This is a genomic window from Mucilaginibacter sp. CSA2-8R (assembly GCF_038806765.1).
Lineage (GTDB): Bacteria > Bacteroidota > Bacteroidia > Sphingobacteriales > Sphingobacteriaceae > Mucilaginibacter.
Genome location: NZ_CP152389.1, coordinates 2,073,870 through 2,093,306, shown reverse-complemented (window position 1 = coordinate 2,093,306; position 19,437 = coordinate 2,073,870). Strand labels below are relative to the sequence as shown.

The 19,437-nt window shown below is 43.6% G+C and carries 14 protein-coding genes and 1 other RNA gene; 7 read left to right on the top strand and 8 right to left on the bottom strand.

Annotated features, from left to right (window positions below; genetic code table 11):
* Positions 1–241: 241 nt before the first annotated feature.
* Positions 242–609, bottom strand: a transfer-messenger RNA (tmRNA) gene (ssrA, locus tag AAGR14_RS08840).
* A gap of 282 nt (positions 610–891) precedes the next feature.
* On the opposite strand from ssrA, the gene AAGR14_RS08835 reads away from it, so the two are divergent.
* The gene (locus AAGR14_RS08835; RefSeq protein WP_342648224.1) at positions 892–1,617 is read left to right on the top strand and encodes a GDSL-type esterase/lipase family protein; all 726 of its coding nucleotides are present in this window, start codon (positions 892–894) and stop codon (positions 1,615–1,617) included.
* A 226-nt stretch (positions 1,618–1,843) separates the two neighbouring features.
* On the opposite strand, the gene AAGR14_RS08830 is transcribed toward AAGR14_RS08835, so the two are convergent.
* A complete protein-coding gene (locus AAGR14_RS08830) occupies positions 1,844–2,266 on the bottom strand; it encodes a hypothetical protein (RefSeq protein WP_342648223.1) in 423 nt (140 codons plus the stop codon).
* A gap of 450 nt (positions 2,267–2,716) precedes the next feature.
* Between AAGR14_RS08830 and AAGR14_RS08825 the strand changes: the two genes are divergently transcribed.
* From AAGR14_RS08825 to AAGR14_RS08815, 3 genes are all read left to right on the top strand, one after another.
* On the top strand, positions 2,717–3,400 hold the full coding sequence (locus AAGR14_RS08825) for a YetF domain-containing protein (RefSeq protein ID WP_342648222.1): 684 nt from the start codon (positions 2,717–2,719) through the stop codon (positions 3,398–3,400).
* A gap of 139 nt (positions 3,401–3,539) precedes the next feature.
* The gene (locus AAGR14_RS08820; RefSeq protein ID WP_342648221.1) at positions 3,540–5,090 is read left to right on the top strand and encodes an ATP-binding protein; all 1,551 of its coding nucleotides are present in this window, start codon (positions 3,540–3,542) and stop codon (positions 5,088–5,090) included.
* Positions 5,090–5,458 carry a response regulator gene (locus tag AAGR14_RS08815; protein WP_342648220.1) on the top strand — a complete coding sequence of 123 codons (369 nt, stop codon included), beginning with the start codon at positions 5,090–5,092 and terminating at the stop codon, positions 5,456–5,458. Before AAGR14_RS08820 ends, AAGR14_RS08815 begins: the two co-directional genes overlap by 1 nt.
* A 76-nt stretch (positions 5,459–5,534) precedes the next feature.
* Here AAGR14_RS08815 and AAGR14_RS08810 read toward each other — a convergent pair whose 3' ends face one another.
* The gene (locus AAGR14_RS08810) at positions 5,535–6,074 is read right to left on the bottom strand and encodes a GNAT family N-acetyltransferase (protein WP_342648219.1); all 540 of its coding nucleotides are present in this window, start codon (positions 6,072–6,074) and stop codon (positions 5,535–5,537) included.
* A 610-nt stretch (positions 6,075–6,684) separates the two neighbouring features.
* Between AAGR14_RS08810 and AAGR14_RS08805 the strand changes: the two genes are divergently transcribed.
* The 3 genes from AAGR14_RS08805 to AAGR14_RS08795 all read left to right on the top strand — a co-directional run bounded on the left by AAGR14_RS08805 (position 6,685) and on the right by AAGR14_RS08795 (position 11,172).
* Positions 6,685–8,181, top strand: a complete 1,497-nt coding sequence (locus AAGR14_RS08805) for a HAMP domain-containing protein (protein ID WP_342648218.1) — start codon at positions 6,685–6,687, stop codon at positions 8,179–8,181.
* A gap of 296 nt (positions 8,182–8,477) precedes the next feature.
* Positions 8,478–9,377 (top strand): SDR family oxidoreductase, encoded by a 900-nt coding sequence (locus AAGR14_RS08800; protein ID WP_342648217.1) that lies wholly within the window; start codon positions 8,478–8,480, stop codon positions 9,375–9,377.
* A gap of 73 nt (positions 9,378–9,450) precedes the next feature.
* Positions 9,451–11,172 (top strand): glycoside hydrolase family 15 protein, encoded by a 1,722-nt coding sequence (locus AAGR14_RS08795; RefSeq protein ID WP_342648216.1) that lies wholly within the window; start codon positions 9,451–9,453, stop codon positions 11,170–11,172.
* Between the two features lie 6 nt (positions 11,173–11,178).
* On the opposite strand, the gene AAGR14_RS08790 is transcribed toward AAGR14_RS08795, so the two are convergent.
* The 5 genes from AAGR14_RS08790 to AAGR14_RS08770 all read right to left on the bottom strand — a co-directional run bounded on the left by AAGR14_RS08790 (position 11,179) and on the right by AAGR14_RS08770 (position 19,414).
* Entirely contained in the window at positions 11,179–12,360 is a 1,182-nt protein-coding gene (locus AAGR14_RS08790; protein WP_342648215.1) for an alpha/beta hydrolase-fold protein, read from the bottom strand.
* A gap of 40 nt (positions 12,361–12,400) precedes the next feature.
* On the bottom strand, positions 12,401–13,519 hold the full coding sequence (locus AAGR14_RS08785; RefSeq protein ID WP_342648214.1) for an alpha/beta hydrolase-fold protein: 1,119 nt from the start codon (positions 13,517–13,519) through the stop codon (positions 12,401–12,403).
* 89 nt (positions 13,520–13,608) lie between these two features.
* Positions 13,609–14,532 carry an alpha/beta hydrolase gene (locus AAGR14_RS08780; RefSeq protein ID WP_342648213.1) on the bottom strand — a complete coding sequence of 308 codons (924 nt, stop codon included), beginning with the start codon at positions 14,530–14,532 and terminating at the stop codon, positions 13,609–13,611.
* Between the two features lie 169 nt (positions 14,533–14,701).
* Complete coding sequence (locus AAGR14_RS08775) at positions 14,702–16,219, bottom strand: SusD/RagB family nutrient-binding outer membrane lipoprotein (protein WP_342648212.1); 1,518 nt, start codon at positions 16,217–16,219, stop codon at positions 14,702–14,704.
* Between the two features lie 9 nt (positions 16,220–16,228).
* Positions 16,229–19,414 carry a SusC/RagA family TonB-linked outer membrane protein gene (locus AAGR14_RS08770; protein WP_342648211.1) on the bottom strand — a complete coding sequence of 1,062 codons (3,186 nt, stop codon included), beginning with the start codon at positions 19,412–19,414 and terminating at the stop codon, positions 16,229–16,231.
* Positions 19,415–19,437: the final 23 nt, after the last annotated feature.

Genomic DNA, 19,437 nt, shown 5'->3' with positions numbered 1-19,437 from the left:
AGCTGTTAAAAGTTAAACAAAAATAACTTCGCAGCATAGTTTAAACAAGATGTTCAATCGCTGAACATGTTGATAATCAATTAGTTTTTAGCTTTCTGGTGAGCAGCTTAGTGTAAAGTGACCTGCTCACCAGAAAAGTCACCAAAATGACCATTCAACGGTGAGCAAATCAACCCAAAATGAAACAAAAAACCCCTCAAACATAGCGTTTGAAGGGTTTTAGTGGTTTTTGATACCTACTTAGTGGAGCCGGAGGGATTCGAACCCTCGTCCAAACATGGTATAAGGTAAGCTTTCTACATGCTTAGCTCTGTTAAATTGTCTGGAAGAGGAAGGTCAGTAGCTCACCTGTACCATCTTCCGTAGGTGCTTTATCTCACCCGCTTATCACACCCTAAGCAGGCCAGTTTCATCTGTCGATGCCCCTGATGCCGATCCGATGAAACGGAAAACCGGCGGGACAAAAGCTATGCTAATTCTAAATTAGGCAGCTAAGGCGTAGTTATTTTCGCCATTTGTAGTTTTGAGCGTTCAGATTAAAGCGCTAATTCACCCAACGCGCTGCGTGCTTACTTACTTATCTCCATCCTGTCAATTCCGGTCGACCCCATCTTATTGGGTATCTGCCAGCCACAGCCGTGCAGAAACGTAATGCCAAAGGTACAAAATCTGCGCCAAAGGCACAAGCAATCAGCTTTCGGCAGATAAGTTTAGCACAGCGCACCTTCATCCGTTTTGTTACTTAGTTGATAATCATTTAAAATAGTGATACTTTACCGTCCTTAACTTCACGGTTTTGTCCCACTTATTATGAAGCCAAATCTTTTCCGCTTGCAGTATTATTTTTTCAAGAATACCAAATTCATCATTTGTATAGCTCTATTGTCGTTAATGGCTACAATATTGGCGTTTAAACAACCTGCTAAAAAGCTGAACATAATTTTCATCGGCGACAGCATTACACATGGCACTACAAGCAAAGACCTGTCGCCCCCAATTTACACGGGCAACTACCTGCGTCAGCAAAATAAGTGGACTGGCGTCAACGTTTATAATGCCGGTGTAAGTGGCTACACTACAGTTGATTTTTTGCCTGATACGCATAAGGGTTTCAATAAAGTACGTAGCCTTGGTGATAGTTTAGCGCTCGACCAAACTTCGGACTTAGTAATATCCATTATGCTGGGCACCAATGACAGTGCCATCAAGGGGCCTAATGGTTCGCCGGTGTCACCCGAAGCATACTATTCAAATTTAAAAACCATAACCGATACCTTGCTTACACGTTACCCGCAATGCAAAATTGTTTACCACTACCCCATTTGGTACAGCAGCAATACGCATAACCGGGGGGCAACATACCTGCAAGAAGGACAACAGCGTATACGCCTTTACTGGATGGAAGTTGACAAACTGGTAAAAATTCTTCATAAAGCCGGCGTTCGACGTATTTACAAAGGCGACAACAAAGCTTATGATTATTTTGAGAAAAACTACCCGACTGATTTTAGAGCAGAAAACGGCCCCAGCGGAACGTTTTATCTCCATCCCAATCAAAAAGGAGATGCCGCCTTGGGTCAGTTTTGGGCCAAGGCTATTTCAAAAGCAATCAGGTAATTTGAGTTATTATCATTAATATTTTAAGATACATGATCACCAATTTTAGACTTTTAAGTAACAGGCTATTTACTCATACCCCCCCCCGCCCCAGCGATACAAACTAACGTAAACAAAAGGCTATAAACTAATTCACTTGTTTAATCTCAATGGTTTATGTTCCATTGCCCGTTATCCTATCCCTTGTTAATTATAGTTTCTCTAAAATAAAAAAGCCAAGTATTTTCTAAAAATAGATATCAATATAGTCAGATGATATTCCGTCACAGTTAGACATGCGTTGCAAGCGCCAGTAGCGTCGCTTGCCAATGGCTTTAAACACGGCAGGGCCAGTTACTTCGCAAGGCTTGCCGTTGTTAACAAACCCCACTTTCGAAACTATCTTACCGTCAAAGTAAAGTGTTTCTTTATCGGCCATGATAGTACCTTTAATAGTAACGTAGTCTTTTTTCTCTTTATCACGCTGCTCGCCTTCTATACTGTATTTATTGTTGCCGAGCGCCTGTATAGTTACCGAGCCAGGACCGTGCTTATCCAAATCAATCCATTGTAACGTGAAGGCATGCTGTCCGGGTCGTAGCTGTTCGCATTGAGCAAACGTGGTTAACTTAACAAATAGTGATAAGGCTAAAAAAAAATAAGGCTTCATAAATGTGCAAAATACTGTCGCTTTTAATAGATAATTATGTTAAATGGTACAATTATGTTCAAGATCTCAGACGTTTATAAATAGCGAAATATTTACTAAACTGGCTCACCTATGGACCCGCATACTATGAAACTTACTGTGAAATGCGGCGCTTTAATGCAAACAAGACTATTTATATATAATTTTCTCAAGTATTTAAAAATGATAGCTTTACCCTTTGTTAATTCAAAATAATAAAAGGTAGAAGTCTCTTGAAAGCTGAGCATAACCTTCTGTGATTTAGCGAATTGGCGGTGCATTGCTTATCAACCACAAGTGTCTATCAATGTTTTGAACAACTATGAAAATTTTTAAACTATTGCCAAGGATCGTAATTCAATGTGCATAGGATGCAAACCTAATGATGCTCAGCGGGTTATATAACAGTCTTTTCCGCGACAAACACACTCCATGAATTTTGACTGGCATACTATACTGATGAACGATCTCGATTGGGGTTATTTCATCGAAATTGTTCTCCGAACACTCATCATGTTCATATTTGTACTCGTTTTTTTGCGCCTGTCGGGTAAAAAAGGGGTCAGGCAACTTAGTTTGTTTGAGGTAGCTATAATCATTGCCCTAGGTTCGGCCGCTGGCGATCCTATGTTTAACAAAGACACCGCCATCCTTCCATCTCTATTAGTGTTTGTAGTAATATTAATTGTTTATAGGGCCATAACTTACTTTGCTGCCAGAAACGAAAAAATTGAAAGTTTACTGGAAGGCGAACCTATGTATATAATTGAGGATGGCGAATTTACCCTGAACGAAGAAAGTGACAATACTTTTGCCAAGGATGAGTTTTTTGCCGAAATGAGGGCTCAAAGTATTGAACATTTAGGGCAGGTAAAAACTGCACTACTCGAAACTAACGGTCAGGTAAGCTTTTTTTATTATGAAGATGACCAAGTAAAACCTGGCTTGCCGGTTTTGCCGAAACCGTATAAGGAAAAATCTGATCTGGTAACAAAAAAAAGCAACTATGCCTGCACCTATTGCGGAAAAATTCAACATCTAAACGGCCCAGCCAAATGTGACCGTTGCGGCCATAATGAGTGGGTTCAAGCAATAAATACACTCAGAATCACATAATCGGTTTAGTCATCAATTCAACATAGAATTTGAAAATAAAACTGTCATCGGAAAACAAATAAAGTATAATTTGTCATTTCCAAGCGCTTGTTGGTATGCTTTTGTACCATCAGTGTGTACGGTGTTTTTTCAGCTACTTATGAACATACCCAATAACTTTAACGGACTGCCCGACGGTGGTACCAGTAATAACACGCTTGTTCTACTGAAAGCGGCGCTAGACTCGAGTGTATCAGGTATTATTGTTACTGACAATGCCCTCCCAGATAACCCTATCATCTACTGTAATAAGTCTTTTCAGGACATTACCGGATACCGTTTTGAAGAAATAATTGGCCATAACTGCCGCTTTTTGCAGGGCGACGACCGCGAACAACCAGAACGTTTTCAACTTAAGGAAGCTATTGCTAAAGGTGAACACGTAAACATTGAGATCCGCAATTATACGAAGTCGGGTGAGTTGTTTTGGAACGAGCTTTTTGTGTCACCTATAAAAAATGCAAGTGGTGAAGTTACCCACTTCATTGGTGTACAGCATAATGTAAGCCGCCGTAAAAAAGCGGAAGAAGAATTGCGCCACGAGCGCGACATGATTGAGCGCAAGGTAAACGAACGCACCAAAGAGCTAAAGTTGTCTCAAGAATACTTAGATAGTATTGTGCAAACCGTGCGCGAAAGCTTAATTGTTATAGAACCGGACCTTAAAGTGCAAACGGTAAATGAGCATTTTTTACGCACATTTAAAGTGAGCCGGGTTGAAACCATCGATCAGGAATTGTACAAGTTGGGTAACGGGCAATGGAATATCCCGCGTTTAAAAGAAATGCTGGAAGACATTTTACCTACCAATAACCCTGTTCTGGATTTTGAGGTAGAGCATAATTTTCCGCATATTGGTAAAAAGCTGATGCTGGTTAACGCTTTTAGGGTAGAGTTGGAAGGCCAATACAAAGACCGTATTTTACTGGCTATTGAAGATATTACTGAGCGGCGAGCTATCGAACAGCGTAAAGATGATTTTTTATCAGTAGCAAGCCATGAATTAAAAACACCGCTTACTACTGTAAAAGCCTACGTGCAGGTAATGGAGCGTATGATGCACCCCGAATCTACACCGCAATTTAAAAGTGTGGTTACCAAAGCAGGTAGCGAATTACTGCGTTTAAACAAGCTTATTTCAGAGTTGCTGGACGTATCAAGGTTGCAGGCCGGCCGGGCTGACATACACCGTGAATTATTTAATTTAAATGCCATGGTTAAAGATGTAGCCGAAAATCTCCAAACAGCTACTTTAAGCCATAAAATCATTATATCAGGTAATATAAAACAGCCTTATAACGGCGACGAATTACAGTTGCGGCAGGTGGTCAGCAACCTTATTTCTAATGCTATAAAATATTCTCCGGATGCTGAGTCGGTAGAGATATTTTTATCGCAAGTTAGTACGTTTATAAAGGTATCAGTTACCGATCACGGACTGGGGATAAGCCTGAATGATAAGAAAAAGATTTTTGAGCGTTTTTACCGCGCCAGCAACATCCAGAAGCATTTTCCGGGTATGGGCATAGGTCTGTATGTTTGCGAGCAGATTGTTAAGCACCATGGTGGCGACTTATGGGTAGATACCGAAGAAGGAAAGGGCTCAACATTTAGCTTTACCCTGCCGTTAAAAAGCGAAGGGGATTATTAATGGAGGGGAAGAAAATTATGGTATGCGACGATGATGTTAGCATCGTTGAAATGCTTGAACTGATACTGGGTTTCACCGGTGCAAAAATATCAACTGAAACGGACAGCGTTAAACTCTTTGACCGCCTGCAGGCAGAAAGGCCCGACTTACTTATCATTGATATCTGGATGCCTATTTTAACCGGAGACCTGATTGTTAAACGAGTGAGAGCGACCGAAAGTTCAATTAGAAATATGCCGATTATTATTATATCGGCCAGTCGCGATGGCAGAGAGATTGCAGAAGCTGCAGGAGCCACCAGCTACCTGCCCAAACCCTTTGATATTGACGAGTTAACTAGTGCTGCTGAGCGTTTACTCAATTACTAGTTTAAATATACTTATTTTTGATATACTAATATGTTTGGTTTCCTATTCATTACACAGCTGTTAACACCGAATACATTTATGCCGACAGAGCATATAAATCTTTTTCAATATCGAACTGCTGCATCCGTACAAAACCCGATTTGATAAGCACCTTGGATGCAGCTATATTTTTACGGTTCACAACCGCGGCCAGCTCTTTGGTACCGTTAGCCTGCAAAGCAGCAATAACCTGTGGTAATATAGATGACATCATTAACCTTCCCTGGGCTTTTGGCGACAGGTAAAATTCAACAAACACAGGGTAATGGTTTAAACGGTAATGTTCGGCTGCTACTTGTGATGGGATGATATCTAATACACCTATTAATTTATTGCTGCGCTTTAAACGAATAAGGTGAGTAATAGTACGGCCGCAATGCAAATTAATTAAGGAACCAAACAACCACCCTTCTGCGTGACTTTTAGTTGTCAGCCTTTTTTCGGGTAAGTATTTAACAGTAAGCGGATCTGATAGCAAAGCATGTACATCATCTGCCAACGCTGATGACGCACTTAAATCAGCCGCGTTAACGGGCTGCAGCGTTATTAAATCATTTTCTAAGTAAATAGGCAGCATTAACTATAGTGCAGGAAGTTTTCCAGTAAACGGTTACCTCGCCGTCGCAAAAAAGAAACACTACTTTGCCTACATTTGTTTACTACACAACGGAAAATTCATCTTATTAATTAAAGCACAAATTTGTAGTAGAAATACTTGCTGCGAGGCTGCTATCTTAATTTTTGAAACGACTTTAATTAATAAGATCTTTTTTATAAACTCAATAACTTCCACTTCACTTACAGGTCATTTGAGTTGATAAAAAAGAATGCTACGATTATACAGACTGAATTAAATTCAGCTTTTTTTTGCCGTCATAAAAATCTTACACAACCAAAACTTCACGTTGTCAAATAAACAAATCTACTCTTCGTAAGCTAACATAAATGCTCTAAATTAGCCGACACTCCTTAATACCGGCACTTACAAGTATTACCCCTTTTCACAATTGAATGCATTTTTTAAGTAGCGCGTTATCAATTTTTTTTAAATTTTATTTTTGTTCCCTTATTGTTGCGCAAATTACGAATTGATTAAATGCAGTAAGTATTTGTACTATAGCGACATTAAAAGTGTTAAACAAATTTTTTGCATTAACGGATTTTATTAACATAAACAAAGAATATTAATGCCAATCCCTTTACTCAAAAATACATCTATATCCAAGAAGCTGTATTTTACTATAGGCATCATGGCAGTGTTGATTTTGATAGAGATTTGTGTACTCGGGTTTGCTTTAAGCACGCTATCTTCCATAAGGGCTTATGTAAATGGAGAGGCTTTATGGTCTAAGGCTCAACGCGATGCCAGTATGCAATTGCGATTGTATGCTTATTCGGGTGATGATGAATACTACAAAAGTTTCTTAAGAAATCTCAGTGTACCTATGGGAGACAGGCAGGCGCGGATTGCACTAGAAAAGCCCGTGCCGGATATTGAAGCTGCTAAGGCCGGCCTGCTGCAAGGGCATAACCACCCGGATGATATTGACGGCATGATTAAGTTGCTGCTTCGTTTTGGTCACAACCCCTACATAAGCCGAACTATTAACTATTGGCGAAAAGCAGAAACCTCTTTGCAAAAACTGATTCCTGTAAGTCGGCAGTTGCACCTGGCTTTTAAAAGCGGAGCCTTCAACGATAATGAAACGAAGGACTACATAAAGCAAATTAAAAACATCAGTGCCGAGATAGCACCAGCTGAAGACGGATTTTCGGTTACTTTAGGCGAAGGCTCGCGCTGGTTAGAGCAAATGGTTCTACGTACCTTGATGGCTGTTGCTTTAACGGTCGAAATCACGGGTATCATCATCGCCCTTTCCATCAGCAAAAATATCCGAAAAGGCCTGGGCTCTATCATAACGGTGGCGCAACGGCTTGCCGGCGGTAAGTTGGACGAAAGAGTTGTCATGAAAAGCGCTGACGAGATAGGACAACTGGCCGCTACCTTTAACACCATGGCCGACCACCTGCAAAACACCATTGAGCAATTTAAAACCTCCGAAACTAAACTTCGCTCGTTTTTTGACAGCACGCTGGCTTGCCATGTACTTCTAGATAAAGATTTACGCATGCTTTATTACAATAAAGCATCGGTAGAGTTTGCCCGTAAGCATTACCATCATGAGGTAAGGCAGGGTATGCCTGTAGAAGAATGGGTGCAGGCTAACCGGCGGGAACATTTCGTCCAAAACTGCCATACAGCTATGGATGGCCAGATAGTGCAGGTAGAAATACCTATCACTTATGTTAGTGGCGAATCTTATTGGTGGTCGCTTACGTTTGCCGGGGCTTACAATACCGATGGAGAAGTGATTGGTGTTTCTTATCATGCTGTAGACATTACCGAACGGGTGCAGCAAGAATCTGAAATACGCAGTCATAACGCCTTACTCAAAGAAATTGCTTTTATTCAATCGCATAGCATCCGCCGCCCGGTGGCCTCAATTTTAGGTTTGATGAATGTTTTTGAAGCCGATGAATGGATTGTAGACCAGGAAGGCTTAACCATGTTAAAAGCAGCTACATTAGAGTTAGATAACAACATCCGGAATATTACAGACATGATCCATGAAGATGAGTTATCTGAAGGTGTAAAATCAGGAAAATCCGCTATAAAAATTTAAATATATCTTAATTGGGGTGCGACCACTCTATAATCAAACACCTCTTTAACAATTAGAACTGCAAAGCTCAGTCAGACCTCAAACACTAGAGTGTTACAATAGCAATCAATATAGAATAACTACCTCCTACCCGATAATTCTCCTTAAATTCTCTGTAATAAAAGGCAACAATAAAACTTTTCTGGGAACAAATATTAAACTTTAGATGTTGCACCAACTATTGTATTTGCTTAGTATTAGGCGAAGCCTGACAAGTACATGCACTTGCTTTTATTATTACATCTATTAGAAAAAACATGTCAGAGACAACGAAAAAAAAACTGGAAAATCCGGCAGGTAAGTATCCCGCCCCACCATTCGAAAGACAGCCTCAGCAAGCACCAGGCTTGGTATCAAAGATGAAACCTCTGCCCGATCATGGTGAGCAAAGCTACAAAGGGTCAGGTCGTTTGCAGGGCCGTAAGGCACTGATTACCGGCGGCGATTCGGGCATTGGCCGTGCGGTGGCAATCGCTTATGCACGTGAGGGTGCCGATGTGGCCATCAATTACCTACCAGAGGAGCAGGCCGATGCCGATGAGGTAATTACCTTGATTGAGGCTGCCGGGCAAAAAGGCTACGCCATACCAGGCGACATTACCAACTCATCGTTTTGCCAAACGCTGGTTAAAGAAGCGGTAGAAAAGCTGGGCGGTCTGGATATTTTGGTAAGCAATGCCGGTCGTCAGCAAGCTGTTGATTCCATTTTGGATATTACCGAAGAGGGCTTTGACGCCACCATTAAAACTAACATTTACGCACCGTTCTGGATTACTAAAGCCGCGTTGCCACACTTGCCAGAAGGGGCGGCGATTATTGCTACCAGCTCTGTACAAGCTTACGACCCATCTGAAAACCTTTTTGATTATGCGCAAACCAAAGCCGCCAACGTGGCTTACGTAAAATCGTTGGCTAAGCAGTTAGGCTCTAAAGGTATAAGAGTAAACGGTGTTGCTCCAGGTCCGGTATGGACACCGTTACAGGTAAGCGGTGGGCAACCACAGGATGCCATTGAAAAATTTGGTTCGGTAACGCCGTTAGGTCGACCCGGACAACCTGCAGAACTGGCTTCGATCTATGTACAATTGGCAGACTCTGATGCCAGTTACGCAACCGGACAGGTGTATGGTGCGGCAGGCGGAAACGGCCATCCATAAACACATCTTACCGTAATTGCCAATACTCATCCTAACAGGTTATGCCTGTTAGGATATATATTATTCTGCTGCTATGAAACAACCTGATATTTCGTCGCTGGGTGTAATCAGCGATCGCCAAACCTGTGCCCTGCTCGATAAAGATGCTACCTTATCATGGTATTGCCCCGAAGCATTTGATCACCCGGCTATATTTTCGTCATTAATTGATGAAGACCAAGGCGGTTTTTGGGACTTACAGTTTGATTGTAAGCGTTTCGTAAGTAGAGGATTTTCAGGGCGCAGCAGCGTACTGCATACTCATTTTGACGTAAACGGCACACCGTTTACGGTAACCGACTTTATGCCGATTGGTACACAATTAAATGGCATCTGCCGAAAAACTGATACCGCTCCAGCAGTAATTACAGCTAAAGTTCGCGTTCGGGCTAATTATGGCTTAAATGCTATTCAGCTTTTGCAACGCGATGGCTACTGTATAGAACTTATCGGCACAAATCAATGGCTGCATTGCTCACACGCTTTGCAGGTTGATAATGATATAATTTCATATACAGTTCCGGATGGCGAAAAAGGCTGGGCTGCACTTATTGACAGTGAGCAGTTTAACGAAGGCGGGATGGATGATGCACTACAAACTACTTTAATGGCGTGGCAAGAAATTGAAAAGCATATAGACTATAAAGGTTTGTTTGAAAAAGAAGTTTGCAACTCGCTGCGGGCCTTACAGCAATTAGTATACGAACCTACCGGCGGCATAATAGCCGCCCCTACCCTAGGTTTGCCCGAAGTTATTGGCGGCAAGCGCAACTACGACTACCGGTATGTTTGGATGCGCGATGCCGCCCTGGTAACATCATCATTGGTAGGCCTGAAAACCGATGGCAAGGTTGAGCAAAACTTTCTATCTTTTATTGCTGGTGCCATGCAAAAAAACAAGCAAACTCATGCATCCTGTTTCTACGGCATTAATCAATCCGTCAGGACCGAGGCACAAGATCTTCCACTCAAGGGATACTGCAATAGCCAACCGTTATTGGTTGGGAATAATGCCGCAAGTCAGTTTCAGTTAGATGCGGAGTCGAGCATATTGTTAGCTTGCGGTGCTATTTATAGTAAACTAAACAATAAGGAAGAATGGGACATTGTAGAAACCCTTGCCGATTATATCTGTAAAAACTGGGAAAGAAAAGACAACGGTATTTGGGAAGAAGAACAGGTGCAACATTACACCTCGAGTAAAGCATTAGCTGCACGTGCGTTGGAGGTAATGGCGCCTTACCAGCCCAATGCCGAAAGGGCAGAACGCTGGCTGTACAACGCTGGCCTTATTCGTAATTTTATTGCACAAAATTGCCTTACCACTGATGGTGCTTATGCTGTTTACGCAGGCTCAGAAGATGTGGATATTGCCTGCGCATTGTTTGTACCTTTTGGCTTTGTGGAGGCCAGCAACCCTACCATGGTTAAAACCATTGCAGCTATTGAGCAACGGTATGCCGAAGGGCATTTATACCGCAGGCATTTATTAGAATTTGACTCGAGCCAAGAAGGTGTATTTTTAGCAGCCAGTTGCTGGATGGCACATTATTATGCCTTGGCGGGTAATCTGTCTAAATCAGAAGCCATACTGCACGCCATGCAGGGCTGCGCCAATGATCTTGGCTATTTTAGTGAAGAAATGGATCTTAGAAGTTATAAGATGCTGGGTAATTTCCCTCAAACTTTTGTACACTCTTCATTTATTTGTGCCGTAAACGGATTACAACAAGCTATGCATAATAAGGCTTCTTAAAAGCGTTTAGTTTTTAAACAACAGCGGCAGATAACCATGCAGAGCCCGGCGCCAGCTTTGCCACTCGTGCCCTGTTTCGGCAGACTCGGCATATACATATTTTATCTTCTGCTTATCAAGCATCTGCTTAAATGCACCTACTGATGCCGGAAACGGTTTTGGTTCTTTAGTACCCAGGCTCAACCACAAAACTTTGAGCTTACGGTTAACGTCGGCTCCGTTTTTAAACTTTCCATCCAAAAATACCGCAGGGTCAAGCTTATCACCATTGGGATAATTAGGCGTACCGCTAAAGCCGCCGATGGCCGAAAAGGTGTCGAGATGATTCATGATGATGCGCATGGTTTGGTTAGCCCCCATAGACAGGCCTGCAATAGCCCGGTTGTCGCGATTGGCCCGCGTCCTGAACTTGGCATCAATCATGGGGATGATTTCCTGTATCATCACCTCTTCAAAAACAGGTGCCGGTGGTTGGTTGTTTACAATGGCTGTGCTGGCGTTTGGCTTAAAGGCGTAACCGTTATCCATCACTATAATCATTTCGGCGGCTTTTTTATCGCTGATTAAATTATCCAGAATCAGGTTTGCATGGCCTTGTGCTATCCAGCCGGTTTCATCTTCGCCACTGCCGTGCTGCAGGTAAAGTACCGGGTAGCGAGTACCGGCATTAGCCGTATAAGATGGCGGCGTGTAAACAAAACAACGCCGCCATGCCTGGGTTAATTTCGAAAAATAAATATTTTCGCTTACCAACCCGTGTGGTACATTTTTTAAGCCATAAAAATCCTGATCGTGCGCGGGTATCTCAATGCCACTGCCCCATCGGCCGGCACCATAGAAATATTTACTGTTTGAATCAGGTACAGCAGCACCGTCAATCTGTATTTGATAGTAATGAAATCCTTCGTCCTGCGGCTCCGACTCGCCAGTCCACATACCTTTGTCATCTTTAACCAAATCATACCGTTTACCGCCTAAATCCAACTGAACTTTACTGGCCTGCGGCGCCATGACGCCTGCTTTCACTTTTCGGTCACTATTTACCTGCGGGTACATTTTCCCCTGCTGATTAGTACTAGCAGGCTTAAAATTCGACGCGGAACTTTCGGTATTGGTTTGTGCATGGCATATTCCGTTTAGGCACAGGGCTGCAGCAAATAGTAAAACGGCATTATGGTTAACTTTCATGGATGATAGGTTTAAAGATTGGCTTAATTACGTGGAATAATTACTTCGTAAATAGCATAGGTGCAAGTTCGTGCAGGCTACGGCGCCAGGTTTGAAACTCGTGTCCTGTGTTTTCAGACACATATGATACGGCGTTGTAACCTGCGCTTTTTAGGTTAGCAGCAGCAGTTTTAACACCGTCCGGCCGTTCGCGGCTACCGCAGCTCATAAATATCAACATAGGTTTGGCTTTGCCGGCTGTTTCTTCGGGTGTGTACAGGCCACCACTCAACAAAGCATAGTACCCAAACGTATCGGGTTTGGCCAGCGTAATAGCATGTGTTTCCATTCCTCCCATAGATAAGCCTCCCATAGCACGGTGAGCCCTGTCGGCCATGGTACGGAAATTTACATCTACATAAGGAATCAGTTCATCAGTTAACACGGTCTGAAAGTTATCTACCTTGAAGTTTCGCAGACCGCCGAATTTAACTTCGTTGGTCATACCGTAGGTCATTACAATGATGAATGGTTTTGTTTTACCTTCGGCAATCAAATTATCCATAATCAGGTTAGCACGGCCCTGGTTACTCCAGGCCGTTTCGTCCTCGCCCCAGCCATGCTGTAAATAAAGTACGGGGTACTTTTTAGATTTTTCTTTTTCGTAACCTGGCGGGGTATATACATAAGCACGCCGCGATGTACCGGTGCTGGCCGACGGATATAAGATTTGCTGAACGTTGCCGTGAGGAACATTTTTAAGCGAGTAAAAATCCTGATCACGGGCTGGTATCTCGATGCCGCTTTCCCAACGGGTAGAGCCATAGTAGTTTAGTGTTCCTGGATCATTAAACGTACCGCCGTCAACGGTTAAATGATAATAGTGAAAACCTTCATCCATTGGCCCTTCCGTAGTGCCGGTAAAATAACCGTCGCTCCCTTTACTCAGTTTGGTGCCACCGCGACCACCCAAACCCAAACTCACTTTAACACTATCAGCCTGGGGTGCCTTGATGCGAAAACGGGCATAACCCTGAGAATTGACCTGCGGATACTCCTGTCCTGGCTGGTTAAGCATCGAAGGTTTAAAGTCGTCGGCAACATTGGTTTGCGCCTTTAGCTGGCCTAAACTGCCACATAATGCAGCAGCCAGGGTTACAGAAAATAATTTACTATACATCTTATCAGGTATTTAAGTTTATAATAGGTTATTGGTAAAAATACAGAGCCGAACGTTCCGGCTAACGGATTAAAATTATTATCACAGTCTTATTTCATATTCTTTTTTTCCACCGTCCATTGCGTATCTTTTGCCAGGCCCGGTGGGTTACCGGTAAATAACTGCCCGGCTTGTTTGTCGCCCCTGAGCTGCCACTCGTACCAGGCCGATGCTACCCTGGCAAATTCGCCACCGTGCGGCTTGCCGTACGTTCCGCCGTGGCCCACATCCATATTGGCCACAAAAACCGGGACATGATTAATATTCCGGTAATCATCCATCCCGTTTTTATAAGCAATATCCTTTTCGCCACCCAACAAATAAAGGGTAGGTGTATGCAGCTTAGCCAGTTGGTCCTTAGTTAATGCAGGCATACCAGGCATACCTGTACCGGGATTGATAAATATACCGCTGTTGCAAACCACGGTGGTGGTTACCCGTGGATCGGTTGCGTTTTCAAGGGTTTGTAAGCCACCGCAAGACATACCGCTTACTGCCACTTTACTAACATCAACCTTTTTATACAAAGGGCTGCTCTTATCGTTGTTTTGCGCAATAGCCCAGTCAATAGCGTCTTTCATCTGTGATGATGTGGACCTGCCACCACCATGCTCACCCTCTTGCGGCATAGGGCCAATGGCCACCACCAAAAAGCCGTGCGAAGCCACCTCCGATAAAAAATTAACGTGCTCCCACGGAGAGTTGGCGCAAGCACCATTACCCCAGGCTATAATAGGCAGCTTATTAGTGCCGCCAAATGATTTTAAATCTGCCGGCCGGAAAACCGTATGCGTAGGTAACGAGGCCTCTTGCAGCATAACTGCTTTATATTTTCCCGATCCTCCATCTTCAATTACGCGCGAGGTAGCCTTAGCTGTAGGGCTATTGGTTTGTGCATAACCGATGCTAAGCATAAAGCCTAACGAAGCAGCGATACCCACCAACAACCCTTTTTTTATTGTTATGCCAATCATAGGTTTTTAAGTTTTTAATTTAAATCAATGTAAAATCGCCTTTAAATAAAGGCGATTTTACAGGCAGGCATTATTTATTAAATATTGCCTGATTGCTCAAAGCTACATAGCAGCGTTTTGGAATGATGATACTGACATGCAATAAGCTTACACTTTTGTTCAACCGGGCTTATTTATCCCAAAAAACGCGAGTATCCAAATCATCGCTGCCGCCAATGCTGGCTACTGCTGCGCGGTAATTATCAGCATTAACCGACGCTTCTGATTGCGGATAACTAAACCTGCGCACAAAGTCTCCTTTAATTTGCCTGCCAGAATAGCGATTGGGCGCAAGCGCCGGGAAGCCCGACCTCCTGAAATTGGCCCACGCTTCAGGTCCGTTCATAAACGAGTTTATCCAATATTGCGTGTTGATGAGTTGCAACGCGTTGGCATCGTTATAAGCTACGCCCGGCGTATTTAAATAAACAGTTTGCGTGTTTGCCGGAATCACTGCGCTGGCATCATAGGCTACCACCTGATCTAAGGCCGCTCTTACACCGGCATTGTAATAAGTTGAGGCCGGGGTACCACTAATCCACCCGCGGTAGGCAGCCTCGGCCAGTAAAAGCTGCGTTTGGGCGTACGTTACTATAAACTGCGGTGTGGTTACTTTAGCTATTACTGCATAATTTACCTGCGAGTAATTAAATCCGGCACCAACTGAACCCCGATAACCAGGCGCTGTAGGCAAAGTGCCCGAATCGTAACCTACGGGCAGACCAAATTGATTTGCTGTTGTTGTGTCGCCAACTAAACTTGGCGCCTTTCCAGGATCGGCATATTTAGCAGAAAAATATTTGAGGCGCGGGTCTTTGGTCGATTTTAACTGTGTAACAAAAGGCTCGGCCAGGTAATAGGTATTGGTCAACACGGAAACGCCTGTACTTACCACATTGGGATATTGCTGCGAGTACTTAATTACGCAGTTGTCGCTGTTTGACTGCATCACCCCTCCTGCTACTGCGGCAGTCACAATGGTTTGCGCTTTGGCCGGGTCAGCTTTAGAATAACGCATACCGGCACGAAGCAATAGCGAGTAACCTAACTTTTTCCATTGCGCAACGTTACCGGCATAAAAAAGATCAGCCGTAACGATGTCTTTAGACGGATCGAGTGCTGCTGAAGCTTGGGTAAGTTCTTTTACAATATCGCTATAAATATCCTGCTGTTTATCGTACTTAGGCGTAGTAACTCCTGTCAGGTAAGCCTGTCCGGCTTCGCTGTAAGGCACATCGCCATAGGTATCCACTAAAGTCATAAACTGGTAAGCACGCCATATCCGCGCTTCGTTGTATAAGTTAGACCTTGCAGGCTCATCTTTGGTCTGGCTTATTACCTGTGCTATCAGTTTTACAGATCCGTTATAAGTATTGTTCCAGCGGGCTGAAGTAAATGTTTGATTCAGCACGTTAAAGTTGAATGCTGAGGTTATACCGCCAAACGGATTCACAAACTGTTGTACAACGGTAGGTTCAAACTCAAACAAAGAGTTATAGTTAGAATACTCCGCATTGGTAAACAGAAACGAAGCGTCGAGCGATGTTGGATTGTTGGGGTTGATGTTGAGTTCGCGAAACCCCTTATCGCAACTCATCATAAGCGCGATACACATAGAGGTTATCGAAAGTATGGTAAACTTCTTCATAACTGGCTGTTAAAATTTCACGTTAAGGTTAAATCCATAGGTGCGCACGGTAGGCAACGAGGCCTGCTCGTAACCGGTCAGGGCGTCACCGCTGTAAGACATGGCTTCTGGATCAATGTTATCTACGTACTTTTTAATGATCAGCACGTTGTGGCATACGGCCGACAGCACCAGTGCCTTGATATATTTTTTATTAATAAAGCTCGAAAAATCATAACCTAATGAGAGGTTTCTGAGCTTAACAAAGCTACTGTTGTAAATAAAAGGATCAAGAATGTTTTGCGAACGGTAGTTGGCGTAAAAATCCTCAGCATTTACAGCAGTGGTATTCGGTGTACCGTCCTGGTTTACACCCGGAAAAATTACGCCGCCTTCACGGCCTGGTAATGATGCTTTAGACAAACCCTGGCGTAAAAAGTTGAGGTTGGAGCTCGATAACATTTTGCCACCTGCCTTGTAATCAATATGCACCATCAGGGTTAGTTTTTTATAGTTAAAGTTGTTTATCCAGCCACCGGTTGCTTTGGGCAGTGCGCTTCCAAATAAAACCGGCAGCGTGCTGGCCAGCGGTTTACCGCCCGACAAAATAATGTTGCCATTAGCATCGCGGCGAAAAGTAGCCCCCTGAATTTGATTAAGCGGGAGCCCCACCTGATGTATTATGGCGCCAAAGAATTCGCCGGCACCTACCTGTAATTGTTGCTGACCGTTAGCCAATGCTAATACCTTAGAACGGTTAAGCGCCGTGTTAAAAGATGAGCGCCATACAAAGTTTCTTTCCTTAACAGGTACCACCTCCAGGTTAAACTCTAAGCCCTGATTTTGCAGGCTTCCAAGATTTACTGTTGTACTGGTATAACCTGAGGCGTTTGAGATAGCGATGTTTAATATCTGGTTAGTGGTTTTTTTGTTATAGGCGGCCACGTCAAGGTTAACGCGGTTATCGAGCAAATGCAACTCCAAGCCTACCTCTTTCTCTTGTACCGAGTAAGGTTTTAAGTTGAGGTTGGGCGTACCGGCATTGTTGATTAATCCTAAAGGTAAACCATTGAATAAATTTTGCTGAATGCCGAACGTAAGTGAATTGCTGTAGGCTCCAATACCATTTGCGCTGCCTACATAGGCATAAGATGCCCTGATTTTACCAAAATTAAGCCAGGTTGGCTTTGATTTTAAAAACTCTGAGAATACAAAGCTACCGCTTACCGATGGGTAAAAGTAATGGTTACTTTCGGGGCTTAACACCGAAAACCAATCGTTTCTGCCGGTTAAGTTTAAAAACAGGTAAGATTTGTAACCCAACTCTGCCGAGCCGTACAAAGAGTTGATCTTAGAACGGGCTACATTATACGATGAGGTAGTGGTAACGCCGTTACCAATGGTATATAAATCACGTACGTAAAAGTTGGTGGCCGTTTCGGTAAAGTTTTGATAATATGACGGGAATGTATTACCGCCAAAGCTGGCATCTAAACTAAAATCGCCCCATTTATGCGCACCGCCTACCAAAAAGTCCATGTTTAGCTGGCGGCTGGTAGTGTTGTTAACGGTATACAAACCGGCATACTGCCCGGCAGGTGCAGGCGATAAGAACCGCGAACCGGTTGGATCATTACGCTCAAAAGGTGTTACCAGATAGTCCATATTTACACGGCCCTGCGCGTAAAGCCAATCAAAAAACTGGTAACGGATTGTCGCTGTACCCAATAAATGATCCTTGGTTTGCTTGTTAAACTGTCGGCCCATTAACCAGTAAGGGTTGGTTAATGTGTTGAAACGCGAGGTAGGCGTTTCATTGCCGCTGGCATCCACTGCACCATCTCGCAAAACATCTAAATTGATTGAATTGGAAAAGCGATAGATGTAAGTAGGTATAGAACCGCCCTGAATGCCCACCACCGGCGCATTATTATTTTGTTCGTGGTCGTAATTGATGTAAACTTGCGCAGTTAGCTTAGGTGTAAAGCTGTAGTTTAAACCCAGGTTAAATATCTTTTTGTGATAATCATTATTAGGTACTATGCCCTGCGCATCCTGATTAGAGTAAGCAAACCTGAAGCTTCCCTTTTCATTACCGCCTGACATAGCCAGTGTATTGGTCCAAGAATTAGCCAGCCTGAAAAATTTACGCACCCGGTTTTTTTCCGGAGCATACGGACGCTGAACACCATCAAACTGAAAGGTGGGCGCATTGTCAAACTTCTCACCAAAACTCCAGCCGCCCGAGCTTTGTGCCTCGCCTTGTGTTTTTGGCCTTACGTTGTTTTCGCCCTGACCATACTCATACTGGAAATCAGTAAAATCGAGAGCTTGGTTTTGCGTAAAGTTTGAGGTAAATTCAATACCGATACCAGCGTTTTTACTGCCGGTTTTGGTAGTGATGATTATAGCACCGTTGCTGGCGCGGGCACCATACAAGGCAGCTGCGGTAGCACCTTTAAGCACAGTCATCGACTCAATATCGTCCGGGTTAATCTGTTGCAGATTGTCGCCCAAATCTACAATCTGGGTGTAGCTGTTGGCACCACTGGCTTCTTGCGATAAAGGCAAGCCGTTAAGCACAATCAGCGGTGAGTTATCACCCTGAAATGACGATTGCCCGCGCAAACGGACTTTTGTGCTACCGCCAGGGCCGCTGGCTGGTGGCGATATATCCAAACCGGCCACCTTACCTTCTAGGGCATTCGCAAAATTGGTAGTGCGGTTGGTAGTAATTTCGGCCACCTTAACAGTTTCGGCTGCGTAGCCCACCTTTTTGGCTTCGCGCTTAATACCCAGCGCAGTAACGACTACGTCGGTTAGGGCATTGTTTTTAGCTGCCAGTGTTACATTAACAACGTTATTGCCAGATACAGCAACCGTTTTGGAGTTAAATCCAATATAATCAAATGTTAAAACAGCACTTCTGTCGGTAACCCGTATGGTGTAGTTACCACCCACATCGGTTACGGTACCTTTAGTGGTACCTTGCTCTTTAATAGAAACGCCCGCCAACGGTTCTCCTTTTTCGTCGGTTACCCGGCCTGACACGGCAAAGTCGGCATCAACCATTTTTAACGACAAGGAACTGACCGGAGCATCGGTTTTTTTTACATTAGCGTAAGCCGTGGCCGACACTGATAGCGAGCAAAAGCTTAGCACCAGGTACGGCATGTAACTCCGCATTAAAACGCAGTTTAAGTAATTCTTCTTCATAATAAAAGCTTCAGTTAAGTTAA

Excerpts from the sequence above, each read along its gene's own strand:
- AAGR14_RS08810 (WP_342648219.1), bottom strand. The coding sequence starts at position 6,074 with ATGCTGCCTATTTACTTAGAAAATGATTTAATAACGCTGCAGCCCGTT.
- AAGR14_RS08790 (WP_342648215.1), bottom strand. The coding sequence starts at position 12,360 with ATGAAAGTTAACCATAATGCCGTTTTACTATTTGCTGCAGCCCTGTGC.
- AAGR14_RS08780 (WP_342648213.1), bottom strand. The coding sequence starts at position 14,532 with ATGATTGGCATAACAATAAAAAAAGGGTTGTTGGTGGGTATCGCTGCT.
- AAGR14_RS08820 (WP_342648221.1), top strand. The coding sequence starts at position 3,540 with ATGAACATACCCAATAACTTTAACGGACTGCCCGACGGTGGTACCAGT.
- AAGR14_RS08775 (WP_342648212.1), bottom strand. The coding sequence starts at position 16,219 with ATGAAGAAGTTTACCATACTTTCGATAACCTCTATGTGTATCGCGCTT.
- AAGR14_RS08800 (WP_342648217.1), top strand. The coding sequence starts at position 8,478 with ATGTCAGAGACAACGAAAAAAAAACTGGAAAATCCGGCAGGTAAGTAT.
- AAGR14_RS08815 (WP_342648220.1), top strand. The coding sequence starts at position 5,090 with ATGGAGGGGAAGAAAATTATGGTATGCGACGATGATGTTAGCATCGTT.
- AAGR14_RS08830 (WP_342648223.1), bottom strand. The coding sequence starts at position 2,266 with ATGAAGCCTTATTTTTTTTTAGCCTTATCACTATTTGTTAAGTTAACC.
- AAGR14_RS08805 (WP_342648218.1), top strand. The coding sequence starts at position 6,685 with ATGCCAATCCCTTTACTCAAAAATACATCTATATCCAAGAAGCTGTAT.
- AAGR14_RS08825 (WP_342648222.1), top strand. The coding sequence starts at position 2,717 with ATGAATTTTGACTGGCATACTATACTGATGAACGATCTCGATTGGGGT.
- AAGR14_RS08785 (WP_342648214.1), bottom strand. The coding sequence starts at position 13,519 with ATGTATAGTAAATTATTTTCTGTAACCCTGGCTGCTGCATTATGTGGC.
- AAGR14_RS08795 (WP_342648216.1), top strand. The coding sequence starts at position 9,451 with ATGAAACAACCTGATATTTCGTCGCTGGGTGTAATCAGCGATCGCCAA.
- AAGR14_RS08770 (WP_342648211.1), bottom strand. The coding sequence starts at position 19,414 with ATGAAGAAGAATTACTTAAACTGCGTTTTAATGCGGAGTTACATGCCG.
- AAGR14_RS08835 (WP_342648224.1), top strand. The coding sequence starts at position 892 with ATGGCTACAATATTGGCGTTTAAACAACCTGCTAAAAAGCTGAACATA.